Annotated in this window: 20 protein-coding genes; 14 read left to right on the top strand and 6 right to left on the bottom strand. The window is 53.0% G+C overall.

The genetic code is table 11. The features are described from left to right. Window positions 1-292 precede the first annotated feature (292 nt). The 10 genes from BUF15_RS10845 (at window position 293) to hypB (ending at window position 10,400) form a co-directional block, all read left to right on the top strand. Complete coding sequence (locus BUF15_RS10845; RefSeq protein WP_073613498.1) at window positions 293-1,366, top strand: hydrogenase small subunit; 1,074 nt, start codon at window positions 293-295, stop codon at window positions 1,364-1,366. A 102-nt stretch (window positions 1,367-1,468) separates the two neighbouring features. Continuing rightward, window positions 1,469-3,169, top strand: a complete 1,701-nt coding sequence (locus BUF15_RS10840) for a nickel-dependent hydrogenase large subunit (RefSeq protein WP_073613497.1) — start codon at window positions 1,469-1,471, stop codon at window positions 3,167-3,169. A 61-nt stretch (window positions 3,170-3,230) separates the two neighbouring features. Next, window positions 3,231-3,872 (top strand): Ni/Fe-hydrogenase, b-type cytochrome subunit, encoded by a 642-nt coding sequence (gene cybH / locus BUF15_RS10835; RefSeq protein WP_073613496.1) that lies wholly within the window; start codon window positions 3,231-3,233, stop codon window positions 3,870-3,872. Then, window positions 3,850-6,222: a carbamoyltransferase HypF gene (hypF, locus tag BUF15_RS10830; RefSeq protein WP_084553874.1), complete on the top strand. Its 2,373-nt coding sequence runs from the start codon at window positions 3,850-3,852 to the stop codon at window positions 6,220-6,222. The genes cybH and hypF overlap by 23 nt, the downstream gene beginning before the upstream one ends. Further along, entirely contained in the window at window positions 6,185-6,469 is a 285-nt protein-coding gene (locus BUF15_RS10825; protein WP_073613495.1) for a HypC/HybG/HupF family hydrogenase formation chaperone, read from the top strand. Before hypF ends, BUF15_RS10825 begins: the two co-directional genes overlap by 38 nt. After that, window positions 6,466-7,554, top strand: coding sequence for a hydrogenase formation protein HypD (hypD, locus tag BUF15_RS10820; protein WP_073613494.1), 1,089 nt, complete (start codon window positions 6,466-6,468; stop codon window positions 7,552-7,554). The genes BUF15_RS10825 and hypD overlap by 4 nt, the downstream gene beginning before the upstream one ends. Window positions 7,555-7,652: 98 nt before the next feature. After that, window positions 7,653-8,666 (top strand): hydrogenase expression/formation protein HypE, encoded by a 1,014-nt coding sequence (gene hypE, locus BUF15_RS10815; RefSeq protein WP_073613493.1) that lies wholly within the window; start codon window positions 7,653-7,655, stop codon window positions 8,664-8,666. A gap of 20 nt (window positions 8,667-8,686) precedes the next feature. Beyond that, window positions 8,687-9,187 carry a HyaD/HybD family hydrogenase maturation endopeptidase gene (locus BUF15_RS10810; protein WP_073613492.1) on the top strand — a complete coding sequence of 167 codons (501 nt, stop codon included), beginning with the start codon at window positions 8,687-8,689 and terminating at the stop codon, window positions 9,185-9,187. A gap of 9 nt (window positions 9,188-9,196) precedes the next feature. Next, window positions 9,197-9,544: a hydrogenase maturation nickel metallochaperone HypA/HybF gene (locus BUF15_RS10805; protein WP_073613491.1), complete on the top strand. Its 348-nt coding sequence runs from the start codon at window positions 9,197-9,199 to the stop codon at window positions 9,542-9,544. A 40-nt stretch (window positions 9,545-9,584) separates the two neighbouring features. Next, window positions 9,585-10,400: a hydrogenase nickel incorporation protein HypB gene (gene hypB / locus BUF15_RS10800; RefSeq protein WP_073613490.1), complete on the top strand. Its 816-nt coding sequence runs from the start codon at window positions 9,585-9,587 to the stop codon at window positions 10,398-10,400. Window positions 10,401-10,474: 74 nt separating this feature from the next. Here the strand turns inward: hypB and hemC are convergent, their stop codons facing one another. Next, window positions 10,475-11,407 carry a hydroxymethylbilane synthase gene (gene hemC / locus BUF15_RS10795; RefSeq protein ID WP_073613489.1) on the bottom strand — a complete coding sequence of 311 codons (933 nt, stop codon included), beginning with the start codon at window positions 11,405-11,407 and terminating at the stop codon, window positions 10,475-10,477. Window positions 11,408-11,538: 131 nt separating this feature from the next. Here hemC and BUF15_RS10790 point away from each other — a divergent pair, with 131 nt between their 5' ends. Next, window positions 11,539-12,288, top strand: coding sequence for an endonuclease/exonuclease/phosphatase family protein (locus BUF15_RS10790; protein ID WP_073613488.1), 750 nt, complete (start codon window positions 11,539-11,541; stop codon window positions 12,286-12,288). Here BUF15_RS10790 and BUF15_RS10785 read toward each other — a convergent pair. The 4 genes from BUF15_RS10785 to BUF15_RS10770 all read right to left on the bottom strand — a co-directional run bounded on the left by BUF15_RS10785 (window position 12,210) and on the right by BUF15_RS10770 (window position 16,811). Further along, complete coding sequence (locus BUF15_RS10785) at window positions 12,210-13,667, bottom strand: sensor histidine kinase (protein ID WP_159441282.1); 1,458 nt, start codon at window positions 13,665-13,667, stop codon at window positions 12,210-12,212. The two genes, BUF15_RS10790 and BUF15_RS10785, sit on opposite strands and share 79 nt — an antisense overlap. Beyond that, window positions 13,657-14,331, bottom strand: coding sequence for a response regulator (locus BUF15_RS10780; RefSeq protein ID WP_073613486.1), 675 nt, complete (start codon window positions 14,329-14,331; stop codon window positions 13,657-13,659). The genes BUF15_RS10785 and BUF15_RS10780 overlap by 11 nt, the downstream gene beginning before the upstream one ends. Before the next feature lie 20 nt (window positions 14,332-14,351). Beyond that, window positions 14,352-15,128 (bottom strand): peptidoglycan editing factor PgeF, encoded by a 777-nt coding sequence (pgeF, locus tag BUF15_RS10775; protein WP_084553872.1) that lies wholly within the window; start codon window positions 15,126-15,128, stop codon window positions 14,352-14,354. Between the two features lie 150 nt (window positions 15,129-15,278). Then, window positions 15,279-16,811 (bottom strand): DUF3373 family protein, encoded by a 1,533-nt coding sequence (locus tag BUF15_RS10770; protein ID WP_073613485.1) that lies wholly within the window; start codon window positions 16,809-16,811, stop codon window positions 15,279-15,281. A 520-nt stretch (window positions 16,812-17,331) separates the two neighbouring features. On the opposite strand from BUF15_RS10770, the gene BUF15_RS10765 reads away from it, so the two are divergent. The 3 genes from BUF15_RS10765 (at window position 17,332) to BUF15_RS10755 (ending at window position 20,916) form a co-directional block, all read left to right on the top strand. Next, window positions 17,332-18,099, top strand: a complete 768-nt coding sequence (locus tag BUF15_RS10765) for a sirohydrochlorin cobaltochelatase (RefSeq protein WP_073613484.1) — start codon at window positions 17,332-17,334, stop codon at window positions 18,097-18,099. Window positions 18,100-18,307: 208 nt separating this feature from the next. Beyond that, the gene (locus BUF15_RS10760) at window positions 18,308-19,489 is read left to right on the top strand and encodes a hypothetical protein (RefSeq protein ID WP_073613483.1); all 1,182 of its coding nucleotides are present in this window, start codon (window positions 18,308-18,310) and stop codon (window positions 19,487-19,489) included. Between the two features lie 71 nt (window positions 19,490-19,560). Continuing rightward, on the top strand, window positions 19,561-20,916 hold the full coding sequence (locus BUF15_RS10755; RefSeq protein WP_073613482.1) for an 8-oxoguanine deaminase: 1,356 nt from the start codon (window positions 19,561-19,563) through the stop codon (window positions 20,914-20,916). A gap of 414 nt (window positions 20,917-21,330) precedes the next feature. Here the strand turns inward: BUF15_RS10755 and BUF15_RS10750 are convergent, their stop codons facing one another. Then, the gene (locus BUF15_RS10750; protein WP_073613481.1) at window positions 21,331-22,671 is read right to left on the bottom strand and encodes a TRAP transporter large permease; all 1,341 of its coding nucleotides are present in this window, start codon (window positions 22,669-22,671) and stop codon (window positions 21,331-21,333) included. Window positions 22,672-22,703 lie beyond the last annotated feature (32 nt).

The raw sequence follows: 22,703 nt of genomic DNA, 5'->3' as shown, positions 1-22,703 counted from the left end.
TTGTTTTTATTGCACAAACTTCAATACATCAGTATCATCAACAACTATTGCAACTATTTTTGATATGCTGTAATGTCATTTTATTTGCATTTATGCACAATAATTTCTAAGTACATCTCAGATTGCTTCAACGTAGCATTGCCCTTTTTGCCCAATCCTCCACGGATTTCCTGGCGCACTGAAAATCTGGAGGATGCGGCTTAGGCTGCAGGTCTTACTTTTGTCCGGTTTTTCATGCCGGCGCATTCGCGCTTTTTGCGCAAAAATGTTGTTACAGCAACAGGAGGTTGATATGGCAGACACGGTAAACACACATCTGGATCCGCAGCTGAATCGCCGCGGTTTCCTCAAGGGCGTCACAATGGCGGCTGCCGCCTTGGGGCTGTCCGAAGCAATGATCCCGAAAATGGTGGAGGCTGCGGCCTCAGGCGAACGCCCTCGGGTCATCTGGCTGCACTTTCAGGAGTGCACAGGCTGTACGGAGAGCCTTCTGCGCTCTTCCCACCCAGATCTTGCTCGACTGATTCTCGACATTATTTCACTTGATTACCATGAGACCGTCATGGCAGCCGCGGGTCACCAGGCTGAGCATAACCTGCACGAGACCGTCAACAATCACCCGTTCCTGCTGGTGGTTGAGGGCGCAATCCCGACCAAGGATAACGGTATCCACTGCATGATCGCCGGCAAAACCGCTATGGAGATACTGGCTGAAGTAGCTCCTAAGGCTTCCGCGATCATCGCCATCGGCACCTGCGCTACCTTCGGTGGTGTTCAGGCTGCGGCTCCAAACCCAACCGGCGCCGTCGGTGTCTGGGATCTGGTCAAAGACAAACCAATTGTTAATATCCCAGGTTGTCCGCCGAACCCGGTCTCGTTCCTTGGCACAATCCTCCATTACCTCACCTTCAACCGTCTTCCACTGATGGACAAGCTGAACCGTCCGCTGTTTGCCTATGGTCGCAGAATCCATGACCATTGCGAAAGACGTGCTCACTTTGATGAAGGCCGCTTTGTCGAGCAGTTCGGTGACGAAGCCCACCAGATGGGTTACTGCCTTTATAAAGTCGGCTGCAAAGGCCCCGAAACCTTCTCCAACTGCCCGGCTGTCCGTTTTAACGGTGTAGAAGTCTGGCCGGTATCCGTCGGTCACGGATGCATCGGCTGTACCGAACCGAATTTCTGGGATACCATGACCCCGTTCTACGACAGACTTCCGCAGGTCAAGATCCCCGGTACCGGCATTGTTGAAGATGCTGACAATATCGGCAAGAAGGTCCTCGGCGTAACCGCGGCCGCCATCGGCGTCCACGCCGCAGTCGGCATTGGTAAAGGCCTGATCAAAGGGAAAAGCAGCCACGAATAAGTAGCTCGTTTTGAAGTTCAGTGATTTTTTACCGGCCCGGTGCCTGAAACACTGTTTCTCTCACCCTCTCCGGTATACCAATATTTCATGGAGGTTTTGCACATGGCTCAGCGAATTACCATTGATCCGGTCACACGGATTGAGGGTCACTTAAGAATAGATGTCGAAGTAGACGGAGGCCAGGTCACCAAGGCGTGGTCTTCCGGCCAGATGTACCGTGGTCTTGAGAACATCCTCAAGGGCCGTGATCCCCGCGACGCGTGGCTCTTTGTTCAGCGTATCTGCGGTGTCTGTACTACCGTTCACGCTCTTGCTTCCGTACGTTCCGTCGAGAACGCCCTCGGACTCCAGATCCCGCTCAACGCCCAGCTCATCCGTAACATGGTCCAGTCAATCCACTGTCTGCACGACCATATCGTTCATTTCTACGCGCTCTCCGCCCTTGACTGGGTCGACGTGGTTTCCGCTCTTGATGCGGATCCTGTCGCCACCGCCAAGCTGGCAGACAGTCTCTCAGACTGGCACGGCAACAGCCCGAAACGTTTCGCAGCCGTAAAAGACAAGGTCAAGGCACTCGTGGCCAGCGGCCAGCTCGGACCGTTTGCCAATGCGTACTGGGGCCACTCTGCGATGAAACTGCCACCCGAGGCAAACCTCATGGCTGTTTCCCACTACCTGGAAGCACTTGATTATCAGCGTAAAGCCACCCAGGCACTCGCTATTATCAGCGGCAAGAACCCGCATATCCAGAACCTCTCCGTCGGCGGTGTCACCACCAACCTGAATCCGGAGAACCAGACCGCAGTCACCATGGAGCGGCTCTATTACATCAAGCAGCTGGTAAGCGAAGTTCGCGACTTCATCAAGATGGTCTATATGACCGATGTTGTCGCCGTCGGTGCCCTCTATAAAGAGTGGCTGCCTTACGGCGCCGGTGTTACCAACTACCTTGCCGCCCCGGATATGTTCCTCGACGCAGCCGGCATCAAAGCCGACCTGCCCGGTGGTACCGTCATGAACGGCGACCTCAGCACCATCAAGCCTATCTCCACCATCGCCGACCCGTACTTCATCGAGAATGTCGAAGAGTCCATCTCCAAAGCCTGGTATGAAGGCGACTGGTCCAAGCATCCGTGGGAAGAATCCACTGATCCGAAGTTCACCCAGTTCGAAGACGAAGGCAAGTACACCTGGCTGAAAGCTCCTCGCTTCCAGGGCAAGCCAATGCAGGTAGGTCCGCTGGCCCAGATGGTTGTCGGTTACGCCCAGGGTCATGAGAGAACGATCAAAGCCGTTGACTCCTTCCTGTCCCGCGTCAGCGCCGTTGCCGGCGTCCAGGTCGGACCGGAAATCCTCCACGGTACCGTTGGCCGTCACGCCGCCCGCGCAGTACGCGCAGGCATTATGGCCGATCTCTGCCTCGAGCACTGGGATAAACTGGTCAACAACATCGCCACCGGCGACTACGAGATCTTCAATCCGCCGGTCTTCCCGAAAGGCGAACAGCGCGGCGTCGGTGTCCACGAGGCACCGCGTGGTCTGCTCTCTCACTGGATCGTTATCCAGGACGGCAAGATCAAAAACTACCAGTGTGTTGTACCATCAACCTGGAACGCCGGCCCACGCGACGAACAGGGCCAGCTCGGACCGTACGAAGCATCACTTATGGGCAACCCGATCGCCGATCCGGAGCGTCCGCTTGAGGTACTGCGTACCATCCACTCATTTGACCCATGTATCGCCTGCGCGGTTCACATGCTTGATCCGGAAGGCAAGGAAACGGTTAAAGTGAAGGCTCTGTAATAACAGTTTCAACACAACCACAACCTTACTTTTCCGGTATATACCGTAGGAGGTAACTACCATGGCTACATATGAGAAAAAGAAATGCTGGAGCGTACTGTTCCGGCTCTTTCACTGGATGTATGCCCTGTCAATTGTGACCCTGTGTATCACCGGCTTCTACATCAACGGGCCGTGGACCAACACAATGATCGAGGGTAGCGCGAGTTTCCCCATGGCATTCGCGCGCTTCATCTATTTTACTGCCGGTTATGTTTTTGCCGGTGCAATTATTATCCGTACATTTCTGTACATTTTCGGCAACAAGCAGGAAAGAGTATGGGATATTCTGCCGATTACCCCGCGGAATATCAAGAATCTCTTCTCCACCATCCTGCGCTATGCCTACATCAGTGAAAATCATGAGGTTCGTCTCGGCCACAACGTACTGGCCGGTCTGACCTATCTTTTCACCTTTGTCGTCGCTATATTCATGATCATCAGCGGCTTCTTCATGCTGTTCCCGGAAGTTGCCACCTGGCAAGGCATCGGGACCGCCGTTTTCGGCAATCAGCAGTGGGGTCGGTACCTCCATCACCTGCTTATGTGGTGGTTCATGATGTTCGCACTCATTCATGTCTATCTGTGCATCTGGAACGACGTGAAAGAGCCGGAGGGAATCATTTCCTCGATTTTTACCGGTGACAAGTTTTTGCATAAATAAAGAGCAGAGCGGGCTCGAAATCCTCATCCGGGGCACTGTCCAGGGTGTAGGATTTCGGCCCTTTGTCTACAACCTGGCCTCTCGTCTTGGGATTGCCGGCACGGTGACCAACACCAGTGACGGCGTGCTTATCCGGGCATACGCTCAAGACGATGGGCTTGTGTTGTTTCTGGAAGGGTTGAAAACTGAGGCTCCGGTTCTGGCCCGGATCACTTCAATCGATCACCATCCGCTTGCCGGACTCTTTGATGGTGAGGGCTTCACCATTCTCGCCTCCGTTGCCGGAAGCTCCGCCAAGACTGCCATCCCACCCGATATTGCCCTTTGCGACGACTGCCTGAGAGAACTGAGAGATCCCAGCGATCATCGCTATAATTACCCCTTTATCAATTGCACCAACTGCGGACCACGTTTTACCATCGTCGAGACTATTCCCTATGACCGGCCGAAGACCTCAATGAAGGTCTTTCCCATGTGTGAAGTGTGTGCCAGCCAGTACGCTGATCCACGGGACCGGCGCTTTCATGCCCAGCCTAACGCCTGCGGCGAATGCGGCCCGCAGCTTTCCTGGCACAATGGGGCTGAGACACAGGTCGATACTGTTTCACCTCTTGCCGAAGCGGCGCAGGCATTAGCCAATGACAAAGTTGTGGCGATGCGTGGACTAGGCGGCTTTCACCTCTCGGTGAACGGCCATTCCGCGAGCGCCATCACGCTATTACGCAACCGCAAGGGTCGCCCCGACAAACCTCTTGCAGTGATGATGCCCGATGTTGCATCCATCAGAAAGTATTGCCGGGTGAGCGAGCAGGAAGAAGAACTACTCCTCTCCACGATGCACCCTATTGTATTGCTGCAGAAGAACGAACCGTTCGCGCTGCCGGAAGCGTTGGCCCCGCATGTCAGCGAACTGGGCGTCATGCTGCCCTACACCCCTTTTCAACACCTGCTTTTCCAGGCGCACGATTGCCCTGATGTTCTGGTCATGACCTCAGGTAACGTCAGCGGGGCACCCATCTGCACAACCAACGACGATGCGCTTAAACGCCTTGCCCACATCGCCGATGCGTTCCTGCTGCACAACCGTGAAATCGTAACGCGCGTAGACGACTCGGTGGTACGGATAGTAGCTGACAAGCCCCAGATATATCGACGGGCCAGGGGTTATGTCCCTTCTCCCGTTGAAATTGTCTGGAAACTGCCGGAAGTGATTGGTTGTGGGGCTGGATTGAAAAGCACTTTTAGCCTAGGCCGGGAGAACTCCGTTTACCCCAGCCAGCATATTGGCGACCTGTTCAATCTCGAATCCTATGATTTTTATACCGAATCGATCGAACACCTGAAAAAGGTGTTCCAGATTGATCCGGAGATCGCTGTCTGCGATCTGCATCCCGATTACATGAGCAGCCGCTACGCTGCCGAACTGGGCCTACCCCTCTATCGGGTGCAACATCACCATGCCCATGCCGCGGCAGTGATGGCCGAACATGGTCTTACAGATCCGGTGCTAGCAGTGGTGCTGGACGGTACCGGCTTTGGTGATGACGGCACGATCTGGGGCGGCGAAGTCTTGCTTGCGCAACTGACCGACTTTCAGCGCCTTGCACACCTTGAACATCTCCAGTTACCCGGTGGCGATGCCGCCGCCACCGAACCATGGCGGATGGGTCTTGCCGCCCTCTACCTGGCAAATGGCAGGGCACCCTGGCCGGATAACACGTTACCGCCCGGCATCCTTGCTATACCTCAGGAGAAACGTGCGGTGATCAACACCATGCTCGCCAATGGTTTCAATACCCCGCTCACCTCAAGCTGCGGGCGCCTTTTCGATGCCATCGCTTCTCTGCTCTCTATTCGGCAGCACATCAGTTACGAGGGTCAGGCCGCGATCGAGTTGGAAGCACTGGCAAAACAGGCAGCAACCAGCACGTGGTTCAATGATATTCCGGCCTTCAGCGAACTGAAGACCCCGACACTACTGTGCGAGAAGGGCGGAAAAATGGAGATTTGTTCAACAGAATTTGTTAGATTGGCACTCGCTGCCCAGGCCGGCGGAAACAGTGCAGGACAAGCCGCCCTTTTGTTTCATTTTCAGCTCATCGCCACCATCGCCGAGTTAGTCGCAAGACTGGCCCGGATGACAGGTATCCGGCAGGTGGTGCTTGCCGGTGGCTCCATGCAGAACAGTCTGTTGCAGGAAGGATTGCTCCGCACTCTCAAAACAAAAGATCTACAGATTTTTACCGGAATGGCACTGCCGGTCAACGACGGTGCCATCTCTTTTGGCCAGACAATTATTGGAGGTCTGCAACATGTGTCTCGCAATACCCATGCGGGTGGTAAAGGTTGAAGGTGATCCCGACGATTTCACCACCAGCCAGATAGCCACCGTCGATGCCGATGGCATCCAGAAAGAAGTCAGACTCGACATCGTCGACCACTGGCCCCAGGTTGGTGATTACGTTATTATCCATGCCGGTTTCGCAATCCATTCATTGGTGGAAGAAGAAGCCAAAAAGAACCTCGAGCTCTTGAAACAGCTTGCTGATACCATGCCGGAAGAGTTGCTCTCACCGCTCAACGTGAATGAAGAATGAAACATCTTGACGAATATCGCGACCTCGAACTGGTGAAACCACTGGTTGAGGAGTTGCAGCGAGCGGTTACCAAACCGCTCCGGGTCATGGAAGTCTGCGGCTCACATACCATGGCGATCTTTCGCAATGGGCTGCGCACCGTCCTGCCGCAAGGAATGGAGCTTGTCTCAGGCCCGGGGTGCCCGGTTTGCGTGACCTCCGCGCCACATATGGACGCGTTTATCGGTATGGCCGACCGGCCCGGCGTGCGCGTCGCCATCTTCGGCGACCTGTTCCGGGTACCCGGCTCAAACGGATCTCTAGCCAACGCCAGCTCCCGTGGTGCGAAAATCGACATCGTCTATTCGCCAATGGACGCTCTTGAAATTGCCAAACAGCATCCCGATCAGCTGATGGTCTTCCTCGGGGTCGGTTTTGAGACCACTACACCCGGTATCGCCGCCACCATCATGGCTGCCAAGGTCCAGAACGTGAAAAATTTTGTGGTCTTTTCCACCCAGAAGACCATGCCGCCACCTCTCATCGCCCTTTTGGACGATCCTGAATTGAAGATCGATGGTCTGCTCTGTCCCGGTCATGTTTCGTCAATCATCGGAGCCGGCGCCTATGAGCCACTGGCGAAAAAGTATGGTCTTGCCTGCGTGGTAGCAGGCTTTGAAACCGCCGACCTGGTAAAAGGCCTCATCATGCTGGCCCGGCAGGTTGCAACCGGTGACATCAAGGTGGAAAATGTCTACCCCCGCGTCGTCAGCTGGGAAGGCAACCCCCGCGCCCAGAAAATGGTTGATGAAATTTTCGAACCGGCCGACATGGAGTGGCGCGGTCTCGGTGTCATCCCCGGCAGCGGCCTCAAGATCCGTGACAAATACAGCGACTTCGATGCCGAGGTCCGTCTTGATATCAAGCTGCCACCGTCCCAGGAAGCCAAGGGTTGCATGTGCGGCCAGATCTTAAAAGGAATCAACACCCCGAAGGATTGTCCGCTTTTTGCCAAGCGCTGCACCCCGGCCAGCCCTATCGGCCCGTGCATGGTATCGAGTGAAGGAACCTGTGCCGCTTACCATAAATACGGCCAGGATATCTAGTCCCATTTCAAGATATTCATTCCAAATGAGCACACCGGGGTTAACTCGACATCCGCTCTCAGGTCTGTTTATTATTACGTGTATAAACGAGCAATTGCATGACAGAAAAAACCATTCTTCTTGATCATGGTAGCGGCGGGCTGGCCAGCCAGGAGCTGATCGGCAACCTGTTTCTCAAATATCTTGATAACCCGACGCTTCACAGCCTCGAGGACAGTGCTGTTATCGACAACCAACCGGGTCGGCTGGCGTTCACCACCGATTCCTATGTAGTTGATCCCATTTTCTTTCCCGGCGGCGATATCGGTAAATTGGCGGTGCATGGCACCATCAATGATCTTGCGATGCGTGGAGCAAAGCCCATATGCCTCAGCCTCGGCCTGATCCTTGAAGAGGGGCTTTCCCTCGACGAGCTTGAGCGGGTCATCATCTCGATAGCAGAAGCCTGCAAGGAGGCCGGGGTACCGATTGTCTGCGGTGATACCAAGGTTGTACCGAAGGGTAAAGGCGACAAGATCTTTATCAATACCTCCGGCATCGGCGTTGTTGCCGACGGTATCAACATTTCGTCGAAAAATGCCAAGGCTGGCGATGCTGTCATCCTCTCGGGTACTCTCGGAGATCACGGCATCACCATCATGACTCGCCGGGCCGGAATTTCCATGGAGGGAGACCTGAAAAGCGATACCAGGGCCCTGCACCGGTTGGTTGCAAAACTGCTTGCTGAGATGCCTGAGGCAATCCGCACCATGCGGGACCCCACCCGGGGTGGCGTCGCCACTTCACTCAATGAAATTGCTGCAGCCAGTGAACTTGCCATTGAGTTAAAAGATGAAGACCTGCCGGTACGCCCCACCGTACGAGCCGCCTGCGAACTGCTGGGGCTTGAACCGCTCTATCTCGCCAATGAGGGCAAATGCCTTGTTGTAGTCCAAGGTGACATGGCTGCAAAAGCACTTGAAATCATGCGTTCTACCCCGGAAGGGGCGGAAGCGGTGATCATTGGCACAATGACCCAAGGCAAAGCCGGCCGGGTGGTGATTAACACCCCTGTCGGCGGCTCAAGAGTGGTAACCCCGCTCCATGGCGAGCCGCTGCCGCGCATCTGCTGAAATCAACAATTGGAAGTGACATGAACGAAGTAAAAAAGATCGGCATTGCCGGTATCGGCAACCTGCTGTTACGGGACGAAGGTTTTGGTGTCCACGTAGTACAATACCTGCAAAACAACTATGATTTTCCTGACAACGTCGATATCCAGGATGTCGGTACCGCCGGCATCTATATGGCACCATTTCTCGAGACCTGCGATCCGGTACTGGTGATTGACGTGGTGGACATCCAGGGCGAGCCCGGTTCCTTCCACTTCTTCTCATTAGCCGATGTGAAGGCAGGCACCTTCCAGACCAGGATGTCCCCCCACCAGCTTGGCTTGCTTGAAATTCTTGAGGTCTGCAAGTTGCGTGGCGAGCATCCTGAGGAAGTCGAATTCTACACCATCATCCCCAAAGAACTGACCGAGAGTATCGAACTCTCCGACAAGGCGGAAGCGCGCAAGGTCGAAGTAGCCGAGATGATCGTACAGCGTGTAAAAGACCTGGGCGTTGACGTACGCCGCAAGGAAACAGCTTAAGGGAACACCATGCATGAGATGTCGCTGGTGCAAGGCCTTTTCGAGCAGTTAAAAAGTCTTGCCGCAGAAAATAACGCCACCCGGATTGTGAAGGTCACCATGGAAATCGGCCCCTTGTGCGGGGTGGTCGTCGACTCTTTCCAGTTCGGTTTTGAGATCCTCTCTGCCCAGGAACCAATGTTCAAGGAAACGGAGCTGGTCATAGAAGTTCCTGAAGTCACCTACACCTGCACTTCATGCTCCCAGGAGCAGGTTACCGCCGGCGAGCGGCCCGACCAGTGCGGCAATTGCGGTGAGTTCTTACTCACTACCCGCGGCGGTGACGACCTGTTGCTGAAACAGGTGGAAATGGAATAATGTCATAATCATTCACCCTTTTTTATACGAGAGAACGAACATGTGTGATTCATGCGGTTGCCCAAGTCCTTCAGATAATCACGACCACAGCCACGACCACGACGGCCATAGCCACAGTCATGCCCATAACCATGAGCACGGCCATGACCATAATCACTCCCACGACACTGCAACCAAGACCGTTGACGTACGCACCAGTCTTTTCGCCGCCAATAATGCCATGGCCCAGGCCAACCGGGACCATTTTGACCAGATCGGGGCAGTGGCCTTAAACCTGATCAGCAGCCCGGGTTCCGGCAAGACGACGCTCCTTGAGCACACCATCATGGCGCTGAAGGATGAGATGAAAATTGGTGTTATCGAAGGTGATCCGGAGACCGATCGCGACGCCCAGCGTATTCGCGCTAAAGGGGTGCCGGTCGTCCAGCTGACCACCGGCGGCGCCTGCCATCTCGACGCGGCGATGACCCACAAGGGTTTTCATTTGCTGGAGAAAGAACCTGGCTATGCGGGTGTCGATCTGCTTTTTATCGAAAATGTGGGTAACCTTGTCTGCCCGGCAACCTTTGCTCTTGGCGAACATGAGCGTATCGTGCTGGTCTCCGTACCGGAAGGCCCCGATAAGCCGGCAAAATACCCCAAAACCTTCGGCACCGCCCAGACTTTTCTGATCACCAAAACAGATTTGCTGCCCTATTTCGATTTCCCGTTGGAAGAGGCACGCAGCGAGGCTTTAAAGGCCAATCCGAGCCTCAAAATCATGGAGCTTTCCGCTACCACAGGCGCAGGATTTGATGCCTGGCTCGACTACCTGAGAGACTTGGTGCGTACTAAGAAAGGAGAAAAGGCTGCATAACCGAGAAATCCCGGGTACACAGCCTTTTTATTGACCATCGGGGGTGCAATGCGTCTTTGCGCTGCACCCTTGTTCTATTTTTGCTGTCGGCGAATCTCAGCAAGCATCTCCCGCCCGCCATTGTCCAGAATGTAGTCCCCGGCTTCTTTTCCCATGGTCTCTGCCTCAGCCACAGTACCAGTGACCACTTTCTGCAGGATCTTACTGCCATCAAGGCTCGCCAGCCCCACCTTCAGAGTCAACGTATCGCCATCTAATTTTGCTAGGCCAAAGGCGGGGATCGAACAACCGCCCTCCAGCTGCTTGAGATACGCCCGTTCCGCCAAAAGGCAGGCCTCACTTTCGGCGTTGTTCAGACATTTCCTGATTTTCTTTCGTTTTTCCGGATCAAGCGTTGTGGCGGCTTCGATACCGATACAGCCCTGGCCCACCGGCGGGATAAACTCTTCCTCCGAAAAGATCTTCACGATCAGATCTTCATATTCCATCCGTTTAACCCCGGCATACGCCAGCATCAGGGCATCGCAATCACCTTCACGCATTTTGCGGATACGGGTCTGGAGATTGCCACGCATCTCCACGGTCTCCACATGGGGATAAAAATGGTTGAGCAACGCTACACGGCGAACCGACGAGGTGCCGATCCGTAATTTCCTCGAACTGTCTCCGATATTGATGGTAGGGTCATCACTTACCAGCACGTCGTTCACTTTCTCGCGGTCGGTAAAGGCAATCAGCTCGAACCCTTCCGGAAGCCTCGATTGCATGTCCTTGGCACTATGAACGGCGATATCCGTCTCTCCTGATGCCAACTGTGCTTCGAGCTCCTCAGTAAACACCCCCTTGCTGCCGATTTTGGCAATGGAGGTATCAAGCACTTTGTCACCGATGGTCTCCATACTACTAATACGGGTGGACATTCCTTCTGCTTCGAGCATTCCGGCAACAGTATTTGTCTGCCACATCGCCAGCTTGCTTTTTCGTGTTCCTATTGCAATTTCAATCATCTATACGATCCTTGCTTCAGGCAAAAATGTTTATCCTCAAAAGGGAGTATTTATCTGGACTGCAGAAGAACTTAACATATACACTGCAGTTATGAAATTCCAACTTTTCCTCTTTACCAGGCAGAGAACCCATGCGAATGCTGCTGTACAATATACGCTACGCCACCGGACATCGTAACGGCTACCATCTGCCCGTACCGTTTTTCGGTTTTTTCAAGAAGACCGGGATCAACCTGCAGCGTATCATCAATTTCATCCGCTCAGTGGACCCGGATATCGTCGGCCTCGTTGAAGTGGACTCCGGTTCCTATCGCTCCGGCAACAGCTGCCAGGCCGAGGAGATTGCCAAATGCCTTGGCTATAACTACGTGGCGGAAACGAAATATAGTGCTCGTTCACTGGCACAGCGTGTGCCGATTCTCAAGAAACAATCCAACGCCCTCCTCACCCGTGAGAGGATACATGGCTACAGCTTCCACTATTTCAAAGAGGGCGTAAAACGGCTCATCATCAAAACCGAGCTAGATGAAGCTGTGATATTTCTTGTTCATCTGTCACTCAAGTACCGGCATCGCCAGCATCAGCTGGAACAGCTTCACACGCTGGTGAAAAGGACCGAGAAGGAAGTGATTGTCGCCGGGGACTTCAACACCTTTTTCGGCAGTCGCGAATTAAAACTCTTTCTGGCCGCTGCAAATCTGCAAAGTGCAAATCTGCTCAATCTCCCCTCGCACCCCAGCCATTCCCCGCACCGGCAGATTGATTTTATCCTTCATAGCCCGGGAATCCGGATCACCAACTTCTATATTCCTGACGTGAAGCTTTCAGACCACTCGCCACTGGTCTGCGATTTTTCCATCGAGCCAACTTCTAAAAGCTGAGCTTCGGCCATTGGCAGCATGACGGTAAAACAGCTTCCCTCATGCAGCACACTCTCCACCTGTACCGTACCGCCATGGGCCTCCACAATCGCTTTCACAAAATTCAGACCGAGACCCAACCCCTGCTGGGACCGGCTGCGATCACCGCGATAGAGTCGCTCCCAGATGCGCGGTTGCTCTGAGGCGGAAATGCCCATACCGTTATCGCGAAAACGTACGCAGACCATTGTGCCAGCCGAAGCGGTCTCGACTTGCACAAAACCACCCTCACGGCCGTATTTAATGCCGTTATCAAGAAGATTGGCCCAGACCTGGGCAATACGTGTGCGATCGGCCTGGATTGTGAGCCCTGGACGACACTCGCAGGAGAGCGTAACCCGCCGCTCCTCCGCTACATATTCATAAAGCGACACCATCTCTCCAATACTCTCCGCCAGGTCAAGCCTCGTATACTCCAGCTGGATGGTACCTGTTTCAGCTTCAGCTACGCTCATCATGATCCGCAACATCGAGAGTACCCGCTCTGACTCTTCCAGGCAGTCGGCCAGCGACTCCCGTAATTTTTCAATGTCGCTTTCCTCCCTGAGACCAAACTCCGCCACCGACCGGAGTCGGGTCATGGGGGTACGGAGATCGTGGGCGACATTATCGAGCGAAGCCTGCATCTCGCTTACCAGCCGTCGATTCTGGCGAATAAGGCGGTTCACCTGACGGTATAGCTGCTCTCGCTCGGTGTCGCCTCCTTTTTCAGGCAGTAACTGCTCCCGCCCCTCGGCCATGAGCGTTTCCAGCTCGACCCGCAACTTTACCAGCGGTGATACAAGCCGCCGCACACAGAAAAGGGCAATGGTAAGAGAAAGAACAAGGCCAGCACACCAGCCGGTCATTACAAGGAGTAACAACTGCCGATATTGCCGATAAGAGAAGCTGCTGTCTCTTCCGGCTGTTATAACCACACCGCTGCCCGGTGTTTTACTTACAACCGACCAGATCGTCTCCCTATCCTCACCGGCCAACCTCAGCCAGGGTGCATCCTCCAGCGGCTCAAGCCGCAACAGTTCATGAAAGAGCGAGGCAGAGATAGCATCACCGGCCAGCAGCAATCGATTGTTGCTCTTAGAAATCCGGATAAAGTCAAGCCCACCCAACTGCTCATCGTACACGGAAAGCCCTTGGCCAAACTGCAAAGGTGCAGCGCTGCCCCGTTGCAGATAAGCCAAGAGCAGGCGGTTTGTTTCCACCATCTCCGTTTTCACCAGCTGATGACGGGCCACGAGCAGAAAGAGGCCAAGAAAAAGGCTGAAGCCAACAAGAAGCACCATAAAAAACGGCAGCGCCGCCTTCAACCGATTGGGACTGAAGTCCGCTTTAGTCACCACGAAGGACATATCCCATCCCCCGCACCGTCTGGATCAGTTTCCGGTCATAATCCTTATCGATCTTGTTGCGCAATCGACATACCAGCACGTCGACAACATTGGTCTGAGGATCGAAATTATAGTCGTAGACCTTCTCAAGAATAGTCGTTTTGGAGAGCACTGCCCCGCTGTTTCGCAGCATCAGTTCCAGCAAGGCATATTCCTTGGCAGGCAATTCGATCTTCTCGATTCCGCGAACCACCTCATGTTTGAGGAGATCCATCTCCAGGTCCGCCACCTTCAGCACAGTTGGCTGGGTACTTTTTTTGTCCCGACGTATCAGCGCCTGAATCCTGGCCAATAGTTCGCTAAACGAAAACGGTTTGATCATATAATCATCACCACCCCGCTGCAGCCCCTGTATACGGTCATCCACCGACTGTCGGGCGCTCAGGATGAGCACCGGCGTATCGACGCCGACCTTGCGCATTCGCTCGATCACCTGCAGTCCATCCATTCCCGGCAGCATGATATCCACCACTGCCGCATCATGAACGCCCTGCACGCCCAGCTCAAGCCCCTCTGTTCCGTCATGACAGGTATCCACAACGAAACCCGATTCCCGCAGCCCCTTCTCGATAAATCCCGCTATTTTTTTGTCGTCTTCTATCAAGAGAATCCGCATGACAACCTCCACGGCTTGTTCTATTCGGCAATCAGAGCGATAACTGAGCAGTTGCGACCTGTAACGCTGTCGCCTTCCCGGCAGGCACGTCGATAGGAGAAATAATCAGTCGAGCAGCTGGTACAGATGTTGGGTAGGGTAATGGACTCTTCCCGAATCCCGCAATCCATCAACTGACGCTTTGAGATCTCCCAGAAATTAAACCGCCTGTTGTCATCCATGAACTCCTGAAAAGAGACCGGCAACTCCAGCTCATAATTGACAAACTCAGCACAGCAGGGGCCTAGTGACGGGCTTACAACAGCCCGCAGATTGCGAGCATCAGTGCCAAAAACATCAGCCATGGCCTGAACTGTCTTACCAATAAGGTTTACAACACTTCCACGCCAGCCGCTGTGAATTGCTCCTATCGCCTGGCTGACCGGATCATAGAGCAGTACAGCCTGACAATCGGCATGCTGGATAACGAGACCCACATTTTGCTGGTTGGTTATCAAAGCATCGTAGCCGTCCACTTCCAAATCACTGTCAGGGGCCTGTTCCAGTACATAGACTGCTTCGCCGTGAATTTGCCGGCCTGAAAGCCACCAATCAACCCCCATTCGTTCTTTCACCAACTGCCTGTTTTCTTCAACAGCCTCAATGCTGTCGCCCACCGCCAAACCGATATTGAGCGAAGCAAAAGGACCACTACTTACTCCGCCATGCCGGTCAAAGAGACCATAACGACATTGCAGGTTCCCAAAGCTACCGAGACTCACTATCGAACGGATACTCTGTACTCTCATATCTTCCATGCATACTCCATTACAAACAATTCAGATGTAACTAAACGCCTTATTTTTCCACATGAAAATGTAGTACATAGGTGTAAGCTGGGCAACAAAAAAGGGGAGGGCCCGATTCCGGGCACTCCCCTTAAAGACAGACGATCTTTGATAGAAATCTTAGAAATAGACCTCAAATGTCAGATAGACCTGATCTGCTCTCTCGACGGGATCATTTGCCATCCCCGCATTAACAAGGCCATTCATGTACATCATATCTGAACTACTGCCGAGGTCATACGGATACATGTTCCAGTCACCAGAACCAGCATAATCATACTCATAATGCTGATAGCCAAGTCGCATAAAAGTCTTGGCATATTTCGAAATCACATCACCGGTGGGCAGATCATAAATGAGGTACGCCTCATACACTTGGCCACGAGTCGCTAGCTTTGACATATAGATCTCATCATGCCCGGGAGCCATGGCAATCCAGTACTGGGAACCCCAGTTAAACTCGCCGCCGACCTTCAAACCAATGTCATCGATATCATAGCGGACACCAGCATACAGACTGTAACCGGTCTCGTTATCATAATTCGGCCCTTTCAAACCGGCACCCATTCGGGCAAAATCGCTGAACATTCCCCAGCCGGAATCATCCGGCATAGCATATGACAAACCACCTGCGATAAAATAATTAAGATTACTTACTTTATCTTCATATACTGCCGCACTGTGCCATATTTTGCCGAGGTTATCATTATCTCCATAAATACTATTGTAATAATCAGTATCGTCAGGATTCTGAAAATCAGGATATCTAATAACATTAAAAGCGACATAAGACTGGAGATACAGGAATCGGTCATCTTTCTTCATGACATCCCAGCTCAAACCAGCAAAATCCATGTCGTCAATATTGTCAGCCGATTGTGGAGAGTTATCAGCCTGCAAGCCCGCCTCAAAACCACGACCATAGCAGAAGCGTATTCTACTATCGCCCATGGTCTCATTACCCCAGCTCCATGCATAGCCTACTGAAATACCGTCAAAAGGCCAATCCATAAACGACATGGGAGTTGCCATCCGCTCGTCAGTGCCCATGCGCATCTCCGCAGGTGGCCCATCGGTCGTTGGCCGACGACCGATGGAGAACCACATCGGTATTCCGCCAATATTGTTCCAGTTGACAAACACCCGATCAACATATAGTGCACTGTCTTCAGGAGTCCGGGTCACATTGCCGTCGAAAACAGGCCACATGGCCCCTGAAGCATCATAAAAGCCGGATTGGTTACCCCACGCTTTAAACATGGCCAGACGCGCCTTGAATTCCATATTCTCAGTTGCCTTGGCCCGCATATTCAGCCTGAAACGGTTGGTCCAAAGGGTATCGTTATCCACATCGGAACCAAACTTCCGGTCAGCAGAGTAATAATCAAGCCGGCCGCGGTAATCGCCGTAGAACTTGATACGAGCCGCCAGATCCCAATCCTCAGAGCGTTCGTCCAAATCTTCGAGTGCAACGTCCTGCTCTTCATTGGTTTCGGCCTGTTCCTCCATCGCCGCCTTCAGATCATTGAGCTGCCGGCTCAATTCCTCGATCTTGCGTTCCAGATCGGCAACGTTTGAGCTGCCACCCGCCATTGATACCGCAGGAAACACCAGCAGGCCCGCAAGGGCCATTACAGAAAATCTCTTTATCATCTCTCTCATCCTCCTGCCTGGTTGCGCTCCACCGATGACCTTATGTACCCCCATAGTAACACCGGTACAGCCTGGACATGCCCCAAAACCCGCTTTCCAGCAAGCGTGTTCCCCAAACCCGCTTGCCATCACAAGATGAAGCATTACATTATATAATTAATTAACATAATTGCTTCATACTACACTTTGCCACAATGTGTCAACAGCATATCAGGTTTTTCCTTGCCCCGCAAATATATGGAGTCATAAACTACTTTTTTTAAATCCTTTAAATCCTTTAAATCCTTTTAATTCAAAATATGTACGACAGATGTCTAACATTTTCATGCACCCACGATGCAAGATCTCTTTGCTGAAACCATATGATGCAGTAATATGCATGTCATTTCAATAAAGTAACAGACAACAGCATGAACGAGTGGCCGAAGGATGGGTTCTTTCTTTTGCCCCGTCCTAGACATTTTTTTTCAAATCCCGGTTCCGCTGGTCAACAACGGTTCACTTCACGATAAGGCTCACCATGACCAACCAAGCCATTTCCCCTATTATCCTGACAGCCTTCAGCACAAGTGCAGCAGCCACAGCCACCAGCAAAAAGATCGAAACCGCCGTCCGCAACCATTTTCCTGATCGACCTGTTTTCTGGGGTTATAATAAGCGAACCGTTACCCACGCTCAGAATAAAGGGCAGGAGGATATCCGGCTGCCTCTTGATATTCTCCACGACGTTGCTGCCAAGGGGCATAAAATGGCGATTGTTCAGTCCCTGCACCTGTTGCCTGGATTCGAGTTCCACGAACTCCACCATGAAGTCAGGCAGGCAACAGGAATCGACTGCCGACTTGGCCTGCCGCTATTCTCGTCTCCCTCAGATTACCAAACACTCTTAGACCTGCTTGCTCCCCATATCATGAAAAACCAGCAGCAGGCCGTCCTGTTGATCGGCCATGGCACCCGTCACCCTGTCTGGACGGCTTATCTTGCCTTGGAGAACCTGCTACGGCAACGTTTCGGTGAACGCGTCTTTGTCGGAGTTGTAGAGCACTATCCGGAAACAGACCTTTTGGCTGAAACAATCGCCGATAAAGGGTATGAAAAGGTTCTTCTCATCCCATTCTTTCTCTCTCATGGCTTTCATGTCGAACGTGATTTGCTTGGAGATAGTGAGCATTCCTGGAAGATGAAACTTGAAAACCATGGCCTTGTAGTGGAAGCGATTCACCACGGGATTGGCATGCTGCCGGGTATAGGTGATCTGGTAGTGCGCCATATAGAGGAAGCCGAGTAAATATCAAAACAGAACGGTGTACCGGAAACTCCACCCCGCTCTTGTCCTTTTTTATGAGAAATCAGCGCGAGGCCTGAATGACACTGGCTCACACCAATTCAGATCAGGACTTTATTGGTTGTAAAACAAATAGACAAAATTCCTATTTGCCGTTACCTCTTTTATGAGCTACTGAAGAGCGGTCACATCCAAAACCTGCGGAGGTTGTATGAACACATCCTATCCCAGAGAGGTTGTCGTACCCCATCGCCCGATACCAATTGCGATACCGGAAGGTGTCGCCCCAACAGAATTCTTTAACAGCCCCTGCAACCTTCGTCATCTCGCCCGGGAAAACGGCCTGCTCCGCACCAAGGAAGGTTTTCTGCTCTACCGTAAAGCGATCGGCCATTCGAACCTCTTCGATACCTCGATCATTTTCGACACCTCCGCAAAATTGCTGGACCCCATGGGCCGGCCTGTCCGGCGGGACCAGTTGACCCGCGAGGAAAACATTACCTTCAGCCGAATGACCAATGTCGTTTTTCAGTACATGCTGGAAAAATACCCTGACCCAAAAGAGCATCTGGTCTTTTGCGGTGAAGCCAGTCTCGACGCGACCTGGCCGCTCAACAAGCCTGGCGTGCCCAGCATTCGGATGATTCATAACCACTTTATTGTCTTTGAAAAATCCTTGCTCGCGTCCTCTCCCGCTGCGGCCGATGATGACCCCAACCTGACCGACAGCGGCCAGAACGGCATTTTTTTGTACTATCTGAGCGAGGTCTACCTCCGCTTTCTTGATGTTCTTCGGCTCGAATTGCTAAGGCCAATCCCCCCTGAAGAGGGCAAATTATCTATTACCGGTTATCCGCAGGGATTGCCGAGCTGGGAGGTCATTGGTGGGGCGGATACCCTCAATCGAGGCAAGTTCTGGAAAGAGTACGACATGGTCCTCAGCGGTTTTCTAGAGTTTTATCGAACCTTTTTTGCGCTTGTTGCCTCCGGCGACACCCGAATTCCTGCCGGCGCTGTATATAAAAGCCAGATTGAAGATATTCTGCTGCTCAACAATCAATTCCATGAAGCCGCACGAATATTAAGGTTGGAGGTGACCGAAGATCCCAAATTGGCCAATGAGATCCGCTGGCAGCCGGCGTACAAGCAACTGCTCTATCGAGACGATGATGGAAGACTCATCGTCACCATAAGCCAGAACTCCGTCGGTAATGCTATTACAGAGCTCTTAGGAGTCGTGGTGAAACGGATAGCCGATGAAAAGGCCTATGCCGAAGACGAGCCGGCCTTGGTGGACCAACTGCTGGAATTGCGACACAGACTTATCAAATACAACCTGGGAACCGCATTATCAACCCCATCCTGGCCCCATGGACGTTTCGTTTCCCGATAATTCACCATTGTCTCCTTGATATTGTTACAATGGTTGCAACATAATAATCATTTTTATTAATACCTGATGCCATGACAACACTGCTCCTCAAAAATGCCGATGTTCTGGTGACGATGGATGAAGAACGACGGGAAATACTGAGTGGAGGTGTTTTCATTCAAGATGGTGTCATCAAAGCGGTGGGACCGAGTAAGGATCTTCCCAAGGTTGCCGACAAGGTTATTTCACTTGCCGGGTGCGTTGTCATGCCCGGTTTGATCAACGCACACCACCACATGTTTCAGAGCCTGACCCGGGCAATTCCCGGTGCGCAGGATGCCGAGCTTTTTACCTGGCTGAAACACCTCTATCCCATCTGGGCCCGGATCACGCCCAAGATGATCCACGTCTCGACAGTAACCGCAATGGCAGAACTGATCCTTTCTGGGTGCACAACGTCGAGCGACCATCTCTACCTCTATCCGAACGGCATCCGCCTGGAAGACTCGATCGAGGCTGCTGATATGCTGGGCATGCGCTTCCATGCTGCGCGCGGCAGCATGAGTGTCGGCGAAAGCCAAGGCGGCCTGCCACCAGATCTGCTGGTTGAAAATGAAGACTCGATCCTCAGGGATACCCAACGGCTAATCGAAACATGGCACGATCCCGGGCGCCATGCCATGCAGCGTATTGTCGTCGCGCCATGTTCCCCTTTCTCGGTGAGCCGTGATTTGATGCGAGAGTCGGCCGCACTCGCGCGCAGCTATGGTGTATCGCTGCATACTCATCTCGCCGAAAACGACAATGACATCGCCTACAGCCTTGAAAAATTCGGTATGACACCGACCGAATACGTCGAATCGCTGGGCTGGGTCGGTCCTGATGTCTGGCATGCTCACTGCGTCAAGCTTGATGCTGCAGGCATCGACCTGTTCTCACGTACCGGCACCGGCATTGTGCACTGTCCTAGTTCAAACATGCGGCTCGCCTCGGGCATAGCGCCGATACCGGTTCTGCTTGAAGCCGGTATTGCGGTCGGCCTGGGAGTCGACGGAAGCGCGTCGAACGACTCAGGGCATCTCATGGCCGAAGCGCGTCAAGCCATGCTGCTGGCCCGCGTTGGTTACGGCCCGGCAGCCATGAGTGGGCGCCAGACACTTGAACTGGCCACGCTCGGCGGTGCACGGGTACTGGGCCGCAACGACATTGGAGCATTGGCACCCGGTATGAGTGCCGACGTCGTCGCATTCAACATTCAGGGGATTGATTCCGCTGGCGCCGCACCGAACGACCCGGTTGCAGCGCTGCTATTTTGCTCACCGCAGCGGGTTACTCATTCAATAATAAACGGCAAGATCGTAGTCAGCGACGGCGAACTGCTACCACTCGATCTCAATCAACACGTGGCTCAGCACAACCATCTGGCACGTCAACTTATCGAGAGCTAACTCGTTTGTACCCTGAAACGCACTCAATGCGTCAACAGCAATACAGAAGAGCAGGGGAAAGAGGGAACTCCTGATACCGCTATTCGCCCCCAAAGAATACCAAGATCGGCACTATCCCGACAAAGTTCGTAAACAAAAGCCTGCCTTCATGAACCGAGGTTCAAGGTATATTGCATTACTTCAACTGGTTTACCAACCGCCGAATCTGCCCTTACCCGTAAACCATCTCTCTTCCCGCGTTCCAAGATCGTCGTATCATGATAGGCTCAACCTGACGGGCGCATCCTCTGGCATTGAGCTGGTCCTCCTGCACCTGATGAGACGATGCAAGAAACTCCTCACAGGACTCCATTGCCTCGTATTTCAATATATTGGAAGAGTCATCACCTCAAGAGCCCCGGATCTGGGCAAGCATCAGCCGTACACCACTTTCGGCAGCCAGGTAACCAGCTTGGGAAAGGCCGCGATGATACAGAGCAAAAGTAGCTGAATTACGACAAACGGGATGATGCCCTTGTAGAGGTCGGTTGTCTTGACTCCGGGCGGGCTGACGCTCTTGAGGTAGAACAGCGAAGGGCCGAATGGCGGGGTCATGAACGATGTCTGAAGGTTCATCGCGAACATGATGCCGAACCAGAGCGGGTCATACCCGTAATCGACTACAATCGGGGCTATGATCGGTATCTGGATATAGGTGATTTCAATGAAATCAAGAAAGAAGCCGAGCAGGAAGATGAAAACCATTACTATCGCTATCAGCTGCCAGCCCTCGAGGTGCATTGAGTCAATGAACTCACGCAGAAGATCGTCCCCGGCAAGCCCCCTGAAAACCAGGGAGAAACAGGTCGCGCCCATGATGATGATAAAGACCATGGAGGTCATCTTGATGGTGCCCTTGGCCACATCATGGAGCAGGCGCAAACTGAACCTGCCGTTGAAAACAGTCAGCAACACAGCCCCTGCCGCACCCATGGCGCCCGATTCGGTGGGGGTGGCAATCCCGGCAAAGATGGTCCCGAGAACTGCGATGATAAGAAAGAGCGGAGGCAGAAGGGCCCTGCATAATTTTATAATAAAATCTTTACTGAATTTGACGCGCTCGCCTTTTGTGGCGGGTACATGCCTGTTTCCGACAAATGAGCACACCCAGATAAACACACAATAGAGCACGACAAGAAGTATGCCGGGTATGACCGCACCGACAAACATATCGCCTATGGAAACCTCCATGACTGGCCCCAGCAGCAGCAGGACAAGGGAGGGCGGGATGATCTGGCCCAGCGTCCCGGAGGCGGCAACGGTCCCGGAGGCGAAAGAACTCGAATACTTATGTTTGAGCATGGTCGGCAACGACATGAGCCCCATCGTGACCACAGTCGCCCCAACTATTCCGGTGGAGGCGCCGAGCAATGCCCCCACGATCATAACCGAAATGGCAAGGCCGCCGCGAACGTTGCTGAACAGCTCCTCCATCGTCTCCAGCAAATCCTTTGCAAGACCAGACTTTTCAAGAACAAAGCCCATGAATATGAAGAGAGGGACCGCCATCAGCATGGTGTTGGTCATAATGCCCCACATGCGAAGCGGCATCAGGTTAAACAGGGTCGGATCAAGGCCGATAAGACCGAAGAGAAAGGAGACGCCCATCATGGAGAAGGTGACAGGGAATCCGGCCATCAGGGCGAGGGTCATCACCACGAACAGCCAGACAGCAAGATAGTCGGCGATCCAGAACGGAAGAAAATCGATCAGCATGAAAAAATAGTGAAAAATGTCAAAATGATTTA

The organism is Desulfopila aestuarii DSM 18488, assembly GCF_900143695.1.
In the GTDB taxonomy this organism is placed as follows: domain Bacteria; phylum Desulfobacterota; class Desulfobulbia; order Desulfobulbales; family Desulfocapsaceae; genus Desulfopila; species Desulfopila aestuarii.
Note: the sequence above shows the minus strand (reverse complement) of the source record. Positions and strands in the feature narration are given on the sequence as shown.